Origin of the sequence: Aeromonas sp. HMWF015 (assembly GCF_963878965.1) — a bacterium.
GTDB classification, from domain to species: domain Bacteria; phylum Pseudomonadota; class Gammaproteobacteria; order Enterobacterales; family Aeromonadaceae; genus Aeromonas; species Aeromonas veronii.
Map to the genome: position 1 here is coordinate 1 of NZ_CAWNZT010000057.1, position 10,061 is coordinate 10,061.

General features: G+C 53.6%; 13 protein-coding genes. 12 read left to right on the forward strand and 1 reads right to left on the reverse strand.

Annotated elements, in window-relative coordinates:
- The 10 genes from AACS18_RS02630 to AACS18_RS02675 form a co-directional block, all read left to right on the forward strand.
- Positions 1–162: flagellin (locus tag AACS18_RS02630; RefSeq protein WP_258228829.1), on the forward strand; the 162-nt coding region annotated here is incomplete at its 5' end.
- Between the two features lie 122 nt (positions 163–284).
- A complete protein-coding gene (lafB, locus tag AACS18_RS02635; RefSeq protein ID WP_108613626.1) occupies positions 285–1,601 on the forward strand; it encodes a lateral flagellar capping protein LafB in 1,317 nt (438 codons plus the stop codon).
- Between the two features lie 21 nt (positions 1,602–1,622).
- Complete coding sequence (gene lafC / locus AACS18_RS02640) at positions 1,623–2,015, forward strand: lateral flagellar export chaperone LafC (RefSeq protein WP_108613627.1); 393 nt, start codon at positions 1,623–1,625, stop codon at positions 2,013–2,015.
- A 121-nt stretch (positions 2,016–2,136) separates the two neighbouring features.
- Positions 2,137–2,475 carry a LafX gene (locus AACS18_RS02645; protein ID WP_108613628.1) on the forward strand — a complete coding sequence of 113 codons (339 nt, stop codon included), beginning with the start codon at positions 2,137–2,139 and terminating at the stop codon, positions 2,473–2,475.
- Complete coding sequence (locus tag AACS18_RS02650) at positions 2,466–3,545, forward strand: flagellar hook-length control protein FliK (RefSeq protein WP_108613629.1); 1,080 nt, start codon at positions 2,466–2,468, stop codon at positions 3,543–3,545. Before AACS18_RS02645 ends, AACS18_RS02650 begins: the two co-directional genes overlap by 10 nt.
- Before the next feature lie 71 nt (positions 3,546–3,616).
- Positions 3,617–4,039 carry a lateral flagellar basal body-associated protein LafF gene (gene lafF, locus AACS18_RS02655; protein WP_269428984.1) on the forward strand — a complete coding sequence of 141 codons (423 nt, stop codon included), beginning with the start codon at positions 3,617–3,619 and terminating at the stop codon, positions 4,037–4,039.
- A gap of 7 nt (positions 4,040–4,046) precedes the next feature.
- Positions 4,047–4,763 carry a lateral flagellar system RNA polymerase sigma factor LafS gene (gene lafS, locus AACS18_RS02660; protein ID WP_108613630.1) on the forward strand — a complete coding sequence of 239 codons (717 nt, stop codon included), beginning with the start codon at positions 4,047–4,049 and terminating at the stop codon, positions 4,761–4,763.
- Between the two features lie 50 nt (positions 4,764–4,813).
- On the forward strand, positions 4,814–5,671 hold the full coding sequence (gene lafT / locus AACS18_RS02665) for a lateral flagellar motor stator protein LafT (protein WP_019444796.1): 858 nt from the start codon (positions 4,814–4,816) through the stop codon (positions 5,669–5,671).
- Positions 5,671–6,618: a lateral flagellar motor protein LafU gene (lafU, locus tag AACS18_RS02670; RefSeq protein WP_108613631.1), complete on the forward strand. Its 948-nt coding sequence runs from the start codon at positions 5,671–5,673 to the stop codon at positions 6,616–6,618. The genes lafT and lafU overlap by 1 nt, the downstream gene beginning before the upstream one ends.
- Positions 6,605–7,066 (forward strand): hypothetical protein, encoded by a 462-nt coding sequence (locus tag AACS18_RS02675; RefSeq protein ID WP_108613632.1) that lies wholly within the window; start codon positions 6,605–6,607, stop codon positions 7,064–7,066. The genes lafU and AACS18_RS02675 overlap by 14 nt, the downstream gene beginning before the upstream one ends.
- On the opposite strand, the gene AACS18_RS02680 is transcribed toward AACS18_RS02675, so the two are convergent.
- Positions 6,999–8,006: a lytic transglycosylase domain-containing protein gene (locus tag AACS18_RS02680; protein ID WP_258228828.1), complete on the reverse strand. Its 1,008-nt coding sequence runs from the start codon at positions 8,004–8,006 to the stop codon at positions 6,999–7,001. The two genes, AACS18_RS02675 and AACS18_RS02680, sit on opposite strands and share 68 nt — an antisense overlap.
- A 644-nt stretch (positions 8,007–8,650) precedes the next feature.
- On the opposite strand from AACS18_RS02680, the gene mraZ reads away from it, so the two are divergent.
- Together mraZ and rsmH are read left to right on the forward strand one after the other, a co-directional pair.
- On the forward strand, positions 8,651–9,109 hold the full coding sequence (gene mraZ, locus AACS18_RS02685; RefSeq protein ID WP_013723406.1) for a division/cell wall cluster transcriptional repressor MraZ: 459 nt from the start codon (positions 8,651–8,653) through the stop codon (positions 9,107–9,109).
- A complete protein-coding gene (gene rsmH, locus AACS18_RS02690; RefSeq protein WP_005336168.1) occupies positions 9,110–10,048 on the forward strand; it encodes a 16S rRNA (cytosine(1402)-N(4))-methyltransferase RsmH in 939 nt (312 codons plus the stop codon). It begins immediately after the preceding gene.
- The last annotated feature ends 13 nt before the right edge of the window (positions 10,049–10,061 follow it).

Below are 10,061 nucleotides of genomic sequence, written 5' to 3' on the forward strand. Positions count from 1 at the left end.
ATGAAAGAGAACACCGATATCGCCAAGGGTCGCATCATGGATGCCGACTTTGCCACCGAAAGCACCAACATGACCAAGAACCAGATGTTGATGCAAGCTGGCATGTCTGTACTGACCAAGTCCAACGAAATGACTGGCATGGTCACCGGGCTGTTGCGTTAATAGATGATGGGCTGCCACCGCGACAGGTGGCAGCCTGTTTTATCGTTAGCCTGCCGGTTGGAAAGGCGAGAGCTGGTTTTTCCAACATGCAGGTGTTGCAGTATTTTTTCAGGAGCTGATATATGCAGGTCGATCCCGCCTCTGTTGCGATGCAAATGGTGGCCAATGAACGCAAAAATATGGACCAGTTGCTCAAGGGGCAGATGGCCACGGTCAAAGCGCAGCAAAGTTCACTGGCTTCTATCGACTCAAAGCTATCCAGCTTCCAAACTCTGCTGAAGGATTTGAACAAGCCTGCGTCACTGCAAGCACAGAAAGCCAGCCTATCTCAGGAAGGCATCATGACAGTGACCAGCAATGGCAAGGCGACCCCAGGGCAATATAACTTTCAGGTCAATCAACTCGCACAAGCCCATCAGTTCGGGGTTCAACTAGCGGATGAAAAGGCACCATTGCCAACCACTGGAAAAGTGTCGTTTACCATAGGCGGCAAGGCGTTTGCTATCGATTTGGCGACCTTGCTCGCGGGGTCGACAGCCCAGAGTCTGGTCTCTGCTATCAATGATTCGGCGGATAATCCGGGGGTCAAGGCTAGCCTGATCCGCTCGGATGGCAAGGTGAACCTGGTGCTGACCAGTAAAGATAGCGGGGCTGCCAAGGTGTTTACTCCTGTCTATGATGGCGACCCAGCGTCAGATTTTGGCAAGGCTTTTCTCGCCGGAAAGGTGATCACTCCGGGTCAGGACTCCATCATCAAGATGGGGGTTGGTACTAATGCGCTGGAGATCAAGTCGCCGACCAACAAGATTGAAAATGTGGTGGAAGGGTTAACGCTGGATCTCACCAAGGTGCAAAAGCCAACCGATGGTCCGATGCAGGTGACGGTGGGTTATGACAATGAAGCCGTCACCGGCTCCTTGAAAAAGTTTGTTGATAGTTACAACGAACTGCTGGAACAGTTGAACAAGGAGACATCCACCGACCCCAAGAAAAAAGGGGTGTTGGCCTCAGATACGACGGTTCGTAGCCTGAAAGGAACACTTGCCAATGCGGTGCGAAACCTGCCAGCTGGGATGACCTTGAGTCAGCTTGGTATCAAGACCGAAAAGTCAGGCAAGCTGGTCTTCAGCGAGACGGATTTCAAGAAGTCCATCGAGAAGGAGCCCGAGCTGTTGGGTAAGGCTCTGATGGGGGATGACGGTTTGCTCAAGCGGATGAGCAAAGTGATCGATCCTTTCTCCAAGACCAATGGTGTGATGGCCACCCACAAGAGCACGCTGGAAGCCAATCAAAAGCGACTTGATGGTAAAATGGAGGCATTGGATAAACGCATGGAGTCTGTTTACAAGCGTTATCTCAATCAATTCAATACTATGAATCAGATGACTCAGACCATGGAATCGTTTAGCAATTCCTTGGCCTGGGCGTCTAAATCTTGAATCATCAACAGCGAGTGACCCATGTTTGAATCCGAAGATGGCTACGATGCCTATCGATTTGCTGCCACAGAAGCAAAGGCCGCGAGTGCCGATCCATATCAGTTGGTGCTGATGTTGATGGATGGCTTGCTTGACGAGATAGCCAGAGCAGAGGGGCATATCTTGGCGAAACAGTTTGAGCGTAAAGGGTTGGCCATCAACAAGTGTCTGCAGATCCTGGGTGGGCTGGATAGCGCTCTCGACATGGATAAAGGCGGAGATCTGGCAGTTAACCTGCATCGTCTTTATGACTACTGCGGTCAGAAACTGTTCGAAACCAGCGTATCCAACAGTGTTGAGGGATTTGCCGAAGTGCGCAAAATCCTGCAAGAGCTGAAAGAGGGTTGGGAAGCAATGGCGCGTCATCCTCGTTAATACGGAAGCTTTGCTTCCTTTCCCAGAGCAATAACCCTCCATCAAGACCTTGAAATTTAATAAATATAGACCTGGCCCACTCTTTGCTTGTGGGCTGGTTCATCCTTTTTGGGGGCTTGCCATGTCAGTGATTAATCCCGCTTTGTGTGAGGCGGATGTGCAGACTCGCCAGCGTCAGCTATTGGGGTTGGGTTCGCTGTTGCTGCAACAAGCGCAAGCTGGGCAGTGGGACGCCGTCCGCTTGACCGATAGTCGTTTCGCACAATTTGTCTCTCATGTGAGCAAAAACACCGAACTGTGGACGATATTGCGACCGGCGATTGAGCAGGTGCAAGTGCAGTATCAACAGGCTTTTCATCTATGCGAACAGGAGACCGCAATTTGTAAACAGGAGTGGCAACAACTGTCTGCCATTCGTGAAGGGTTGACGGCATATGGTGAGATACAGCAATGGGATTGATTCAATTTAGCGGTTTTGATGCGGTGAATTCGCCGGATGTCACGGCCTTGAACCGTTTGTCCGGCCAAGCCGGCAGTGAAGGGGAGTTATATCAACCGCTGGATGAGGTGGTTGACCCTCTGGTTGCATTGCCCTTGCCCGAGTTGATTGCCAGTGATGTTGCGGTAGACGAAACAGAGAGCGAACAATCAGGAGCGGAAGGCGACCCGGCTGAACAGCTGCAAGCGTTTACCAATGTGCCTCCTCTCTTTGTCAGAGTGAGTGATGCCGATCTGGATGGTTTTCGTGTAAGCCGTACTTTTGCCCGAGCTGAAGGTAGCACCGGTGGCTTGCAGGTGGTGGATAACAAATTGCCGCCCTCTCTTCGTGCCTTGATGGGGAATGCGACCACGCTGCCCGAGCAAGAGGTGATGCCGCGTCGTGAGACGGTTTCTGCCGCTGCGGAACAGGCGCTCTCTACCTTGCTTGCCAAATCAAATGGGCAAACCGGTGTATTGCCCGGCCGCTTCACCTTGCCGGTTATGGCTGCCGGTTTCGATGCTGGAAATGTGCCTGATACCGCAGTGGTAGAAAACAGGCTGCCAGATGCTCGCCAGCTGGCAGTTGGCCAACTCGCTGCTGTACCGCCGCGTCCTGCCGACTATCAGTGGGCTCCTGTCCGGCTGTCAGACAACCAGAGCCAATGGGGACAGCAGCTGGTTAACCTGCTTCAGGACAAGGTTGAACTGCAGGTCAATCAACAGGTGAAACAGGCTCATATCCGGCTGGACCCGCCAGAGCTGGGGCGACTGGAGTTGACCGTCAAGCTCGATGGTGACCGGCTTAATGTCCAGTTGAACGTGACCAATCCGGCGGTGCGCGATGCGATGATCCAGTCGATGGAGCGCTTGCGGATGAGCCTGGCTCCCCATCATGCCGGCGGCGTTGAGGTCAATGTGGGGCAAGGCGGTGAACAGGGACAGCATGAGCGGTGGCAACAGGAGAAGATCCTGGCTGGCCGTCGCCAGTGGCAGGATGATCCGGACTCCCAATGGGATACGGTGCACGACTGGCTCAATACTCTGGTCTGATTTTTAACCCGTAACAGTGAGAGTGGTTTTACATTATGCGGCGTGTCATGAAGTGGTTGATGATATTCGTCATGGCTCTGTGTCTGTTGGCCATACTGGCCTATGGCGCATGGCTTAAACGCGATGTGGTCGAAGTCTGGCTCGGATTGGCAGAGCCAAAGCCAGAGCTGAGCAGCACTCCGCTGTTCAAGCCGATGGAGCGCTTTGTCATCAGTCTGGAGGGGGGGGAACAGTCCCATTATCTGGTGCTGGAGCTGGCACTGGTGACCTACAACCCGGCGCAGGTTGCCAAGCTGGATGAACTGACGCCACTGATCCGCAATGCCATGGTGCAGTATTTCAGTCACCGCTCCCATGACGACGTAAAAGTCGAACTACAGAATATTTCCAAGTTGCAGGTCTCTCTGCGCGACAAGCTGGTCACTACGGTACAGGGATATGGCTACAAGCCCTATCTTGATGAAGTGCTGATCACCAAGGTGCTGGTACAGTAGCCACGATATGACTGATTCCGTTTGGGATGCTCAACAAGAGTTTGCCGATACTCCGCAACTTCCTCGCACGGGAGAACCCGCAATTCTTGCTCGCTATCTACCCTTGGTGAAGCGAGCCGCCAGTCATCTGCGCAGCCAAGTCAGCGCCTGTTTTGATCAGGAGGACATGGAGCAGGTAGGAATGATGGGATTGCTGGAGGCGTGGCGCCGTTATGGCAGTGAGCCCGATGCCCAGTTTGAAAGTTATGCCTTCAAACGGATTCGTGGCGCCATGCTCGATGAGTTGCGCCGTCTGGACTGGCGACCCCGCCAACTGCGACAGCAGGTACACGGCCATAATCAGGCGCAGCGTGAACTGCACAATCGTTTGGGGCGCCCCCCCTCAGAGCAAGAACTTGCTACTGCGCTCGACTGTTCGGTGGATGAGGTGCGTCAGTTGTCCTACGCCAGCCAGGCTGAAGCGCTGCAGAGTCTGGAAGAGTGGCTGGAGAATGGCGGTAAAGCCCCGACCACCGAATCTGATGATGTCGATATGGCGATGACCATCAGCAAGGTGTTGGCCACTCTGGATAAACGCGAGCAGTTAATGCTTTCCCTCTATTACCAGCAAGAGCTCAACATGAAAGAGATCGCGCTGGTGCTGGGATTAACCGAATCCCGGGTTTGTCAGTTGCACAAGCAATGTGTACTTCAGCTAAAGCAGCGATTGGTCGACTCCATATAGTAGTGCTTCACCTTTACTGGTGACCCTTCTTGTATCGTGCGGGAACATTCATGCAAAAACAGATTGGCATCGGCGTCATATTAGTGTGCGTGCTGGGTGGCTTCATGATGGCCGGGGGAAACCTCGCAGCCTTGTGGCAGCCAGCCGAGCTCATCATCATCATCGGCGCAGCGGTAGGCTCCATGTTTCTGGGCAACTCGAAAGAGGTGATGCATGAAATGTGGCGGCAGATAAAGATGTGCTTCAAAGCGAATAAAGAAGAGAAAGAGGTCTATCGTGAGCTGTTGACTCTGATGCATCAACTGCTTGAAGAGACACGCAACAAGGGGATGAAGGCGCTCGACGAGCATATTGAAAATCCCCAGCAGAGCTCGGTTTTCTTGATGTATCCCCAGATTTCGGAAGATCCCCAACTGCTTGGTTTCATTATCGATAACCTGCGTCTGCTCGGAATGGGCAAGATCACACCCCATGAACTGGATACCGTGCTGGAGCAGGAGATCATGGCCATTGAAGAGGACATGCTCAAGCCTGCTCATGCCTTGCACAAAACCGGTGAGGCCTGCCCGGGCTTTGGCATTCTTGCTGCGGTGATGGGGATCATTATCACCATGCAGCAACTGGACGGCCCCCTGAGTAATATCGGTGTCCATGTGGCGGCCGCTTTGGTGGGAACCTTTATCGGTATTTTCCTCTGCTACTGCTTGCTGGAGCCAATCAGCAATGCCATGGAAGAGATGGTCAAGCGCCGTATCGGCCTGTTGATGTGCATCAAGTCGATCCTGATTGCCCAGCTGCGTGGCAAGACACCGCTGCTTGCCGTCGATTCGGGTCGCAAGATCCTGGAGCCTGAAGTCAAACCAAGCTTCCTTGAACTGGAAGATTGGGTGACCAACAGGGCGATGTAATGCGTAACCACGAACAGATTATCGTCAAGCGCCAGCAGCGTCGTAACAGCGGTCCCAAAGGGGGAGGCGCCTGGAAGGTGGCATTTGCCGACTTCACGTTGGCCATGATGGCGTTCTTCATGGTGCTCTGGATCCTGGCTGTGTCCAATCAGGAGGAGCGGGAAGTCGTTGCCAGCCGCCTGCGGGACTACAGCATCATGGACAGTGAGGCCAACCCGTTTGATATTCGCAACAGCCCCTATCCTGTCGATCTCGGTGGCAATCCCTCCGTGATCGATGAGTTGAACCCCAAGTTCGATCAGCAGGGTCAGCTGATGCCAAAGCATATGGACCGTAATCAGAGCATTTTTTCTGACGGTCCGGGCGGTGGATATGAAAAGCTGTTGATAGGCAAGCTTGAAGGTGAAGCCCAGATGAAGCAGCTGGCCAGCTTTATCGACCATCTTGCTGAGCAGATGCAGGCGAAGAATAACCTCGAGATTCAAATTGTTCCCCAAGGATTGCAGATCCTGATCCGTGATGACGCGGATCGGGAAATGTATAGCCGCGGCAGTGCCCGTATTAGCCCTTTCTTTCGCCATATGTTGATGGCGCTGGCCCCCATATTCCAGCGTATCGAGAATCGGGTCATGATTTCTGGCCATACCGACAGTACACCGTTTGCGGGTGACAACTACACCAACTGGGAACTCTCGTCAGACCGCGCCATGATGGCAAGGCGGGTATTGCTAGCGGGCGGCATGCCGTCTGATCGGGTCGCGCAGGTGGTCTCTATGGCTGATACCATGCTGGAAGATACCCGGAATCCACAAAGCAGCCGTAATCGGCGCATTGAATTGCTGGTCATGACAACTCAGGCAGAAACCAATCTGGAGCAACTTTTCAGCTCCCAAACGCAAGCGGCAGCCACCCATGCCAAGGAGATGATTTCCCATGGACGACCCTGAGATCGAGTTTCCGCTGCATTCCTCGCACAATGATCCACGCAGAAAGGTACCTCGCTGGTATTTGCACGATGGAACAACGCCTTTCGAGTCACAGAGTTGCGGGATTGCGGCCAGATTGCTGATTTCCGGATTGCTGTTTGACAAGAGTATCGGCCGCGCAGTGATCAAAGATATTGGCCCGGGCGGGGTCGGTTTCCTTGCTCCGGCTCGATTTGAATTACCCGAAACGGTGACGCTCTCCCTGTTGCCGCGAATTGCGCTGGATTGCAACATCACTCATCGTCGCGCCATTGGCCGGCAGCTCTGCTTTTACGGGGCTCGCTGGTCATATCCGGAAGAGGTTGATTTGGCTCCGGTACTGAGCCATTGGCGCCACTGTTTCATGGCGCCGCAATCAGCGGCCGCTTCTGCTGAATCCCAAGAGGATCAGGCAAGCGTTCCAGCCTGATCTCGCCTCGACTCATATCAAGCCCCCTGGCAGCTTTCAGCAACAGGGGATCATGCAGACTGTCCAGTGAGACCGCTTTGACAATGAAGGTCGCCCCTGTCTTCCGGTTGGCGGTGGGGGCCTTGCCCTTGCTATAGACGATCGGGCAATTGGTTATCCCTTGCGCGGTAGGGAGTTGCCAGGCTGGATTCCAGCGGCTGGCGTCATTCATTGATACTCCCTTCGCTTGAGCCCACGCAGGCAGTGAGCAGCCATCAGGATGACGGAATATTTGCAAGTCAGTGCCGCTGTCCCATGGTGGAAGCTGAAACTGATAGCTGTCAGCCATATCAAGTAGTCTTGCCAGCGCGACAAAGCGTGCGACATAAAAACGTGTTTCAGTCGGAAGCTCCAGTTCCCATATATTACGTGTCCCCGCTTTTAAAACCGCATTGAGTACCCGCCCTTCTCCTGCATTATAGGCGGCCAAGGCAAGCAGCCAGTCATTGCCAAAGAAGCGATACAGCCATGCCAAATAGGAGAGTGCTGCCTCTGTTGCCAATGGCAGTGAATAGCGTCCATCAAATTCGCTGGTGATGGGAATGGCAAATCGGGTGGCGGTATCTGGCATCAGTTGCCAAGGGCCTGCGGCGCCAGCAGCAGAGACCACATCCAATCGGTAACTGCTTTCCAGTAAAGGGACAAAGGCAAGCAGAGGCGGTAGTTTGCGTTCGTGAACCTGTTCCGCGACCCAGCGAATAACGGGCTGTGTCTCCGCAAGACGTTGTTGAAGATATGGGCGCTGCTTCAGCAAGAATTGCTGCTGCTGGCTGACCAAGTCGACCCCTTTACCCTGAATTGGGACAGGGAAACCAGCTTGCCACTGATAATTGTGATAAGCATGGCAAGATGTTGATATCATTAACATCCCGCTCATTAGCAAAAAAACGAGCCGGGTCATGGGGTAATTGTTGAGCAAGGATCGCGCAATAATAAAAACATGATATATCTCAACAGTTTTTTGAATTTAAGGTCGTCTGATCATGTGTAATCCAGGACGTAGCAAGCATGATAACACGAGTAAAAAAGAGCCCAAATTCGGGTAAAGCGATTCAGAAGTTTTTGCTGTATCTGATACTCGCCAATTTCATTCTGATGGGCTTGTACATTGGTTACGCTCAAGAGCTGACATTTGCCACCAATATTCTGCTGACATCCCTGCTGATTATTTACAATCTGTTGCTTTGTCAGTTGGTGTCTCTGCGTGCTCGCCGTTCGAAAGATGGTTACATCATCTATCCAGTGATATGTGTCAGTATTTTGCTCTGTGCCGTGGTATTGTTCCGTTTCATCATATCGCCCAGATAGTGATCGCTCACCGACTTACTGCTTATTAATCACTTTCTGTTTTTTCAGCAATAACTCTTGGAAAATCAACCGACTCAATCCGCAGCATGCAATTGCTGCGTCAATATGTTCCCTCTGTCCCATCTCCTTGCTTGAAAAGCCCCCTGCACGTCCTTAAACTTCAAGGTGGGGAAAAGTGGATCAAAGTGGTTTTTAGAGGGGCAATCTGCCTGCTCACTCACCTTCAGGGACTGCAATTTGTTGCGTGGCGCTCATGCCATCAGCCTGGACAGTAAAGGGCGGCTGGCAATTCCGACCAAATTCCGTGATTGGCTGCGCGATGAAAGCGACGGCCAGCTGGTCTGCACCATCGATATTGCCCATCCCTGTCTGCTGCTTTATCCCCTGAATGAATGGGAAGAGGTCGAGCGCAAGCTCAAGACTCTCTCCAGCATGAATCCGCAAGAGCGCCGTTTGCAGCGACTGCTGCTGGGACATGCAACCGAGTGCGAGCTGGATGGCAATGGCCGTCTGCTGCTCAGTCAGCCACTGCGCAACCATGCGGGGCTGGACAAGAAAATCATGCTGGTGGGCCAGCTCAACAAGTTTGAGTTGTGGGATGAAGCCCGCTGGCAACAACAGGTCAATGACGACATCTTGGGTCTGCCCGGGGACGATTGGGCAAGCTCACCACGACTACAGGATTTCTCTTTATAAATGACCCAAGCCGCTGAACACATCACAGTGCTGCTGCACGAAGCCGTTGAAGGTCTGGCCATCAAGCCGGACGGTGTCTACGTCGACGGTACTTTTGGCCGTGGTGGTCATTCTCGTCTGATCCTGCAGCACCTTGGCCCCAATGGCCGCCTGATCGCTATCGACCGCGATCCCCAGGCGATCGCCGAGGCCGCCAAGATCCAGGATCCCCGTTTCGAAATCGTGCACGGCCCCTTCTCCGGCATCGCCTCCTATCTGGATGAGCGCGGTTTGCTGGGCAAGGTGGATGGCTTCCTGCTGGATCTGGGGGTCTCTTCACCCCAGTTGGATGATGCCGAGCGCGGCTTCAGCTTTATGAAAGATGGTCCGCTCGATATGCGGATGGACCCCACCTCCGGCCAGAGTGCCGCCGAGTGGCTGGCCAAGGCCGATGTGGATGACATCGCCTGGGTGCTGAAGACCTTCGGTGAGGAGCGTTTTGCCAAGAAGATCGCCCGTGCCATCGTGCATGACCGTGTGACCGAGCCTTATGTGCGTACCCGTCAACTGGCGGAGATGATTGCCCGGGTCAATCCGAGCAAGGAGAAGGGCAAGCATGCGGCAACCCGCAGTTTCCAGGCCATTCGCATCTATATCAACAGCGAGCTGGACGAGATCGAAACCGCGCTCAACGGTGCACTGGAAGTGCTGGCACCACATGGCCGTCTGTCAGTGATTAGCTTCCATTCGCTGGAAGACCGATTGGTAAAGCATTTCATCCGCAAGCACGAGAAGGGGCCGGAAGTGCCTTACGGCATTCCGTTGACCGAGGCCCAGCTGGCTGGCGGTCGCAAATTGAAGTCGGTCGGCAAGGCACTCAAGCCTTCTGATCATGAAGTATCTGAAAACAGCCGGTCACGCAGCTCGGTGCTGCGGGTTGCCGAACGGTTGGCGGAGTAAGCGATGAGCGAAG

What these genes read in the sequence shown, in the direction of transcription:
- rsmH (WP_005336168.1), top strand. Translation starts at nt 9,110, where the DNA reads ATGACCCAAGCCGCTGAACACATCACAGTGCTGCTGCACGAAGCCGTT.
- lafF (WP_269428984.1), top strand. Translation starts at nt 3,617, where the DNA reads ATGGCTCTGTGTCTGTTGGCCATACTGGCCTATGGCGCATGGCTTAAA.
- lafS (WP_108613630.1), top strand. Translation starts at nt 4,047, where the DNA reads ATGACTGATTCCGTTTGGGATGCTCAACAAGAGTTTGCCGATACTCCG.
- AACS18_RS02680 (WP_258228828.1), bottom strand. Translation starts at nt 8,006, where the DNA reads ATGACCCGGCTCGTTTTTTTGCTAATGAGCGGGATGTTAATGATATCA.
- lafB (WP_108613626.1), top strand. Translation starts at nt 285, where the DNA reads ATGCAGGTCGATCCCGCCTCTGTTGCGATGCAAATGGTGGCCAATGAA.
- AACS18_RS02675 (WP_108613632.1), top strand. Translation starts at nt 6,605, where the DNA reads ATGGACGACCCTGAGATCGAGTTTCCGCTGCATTCCTCGCACAATGAT.
- AACS18_RS02650 (WP_108613629.1), top strand. Translation starts at nt 2,466, where the DNA reads ATGGGATTGATTCAATTTAGCGGTTTTGATGCGGTGAATTCGCCGGAT.
- lafT (WP_019444796.1), top strand. Translation starts at nt 4,814, where the DNA reads ATGCAAAAACAGATTGGCATCGGCGTCATATTAGTGTGCGTGCTGGGT.
- AACS18_RS02645 (WP_108613628.1), top strand. Translation starts at nt 2,137, where the DNA reads ATGTCAGTGATTAATCCCGCTTTGTGTGAGGCGGATGTGCAGACTCGC.
- lafU (WP_108613631.1), top strand. Translation starts at nt 5,671, where the DNA reads ATGCGTAACCACGAACAGATTATCGTCAAGCGCCAGCAGCGTCGTAAC.
- lafC (WP_108613627.1), top strand. Translation starts at nt 1,623, where the DNA reads ATGTTTGAATCCGAAGATGGCTACGATGCCTATCGATTTGCTGCCACA.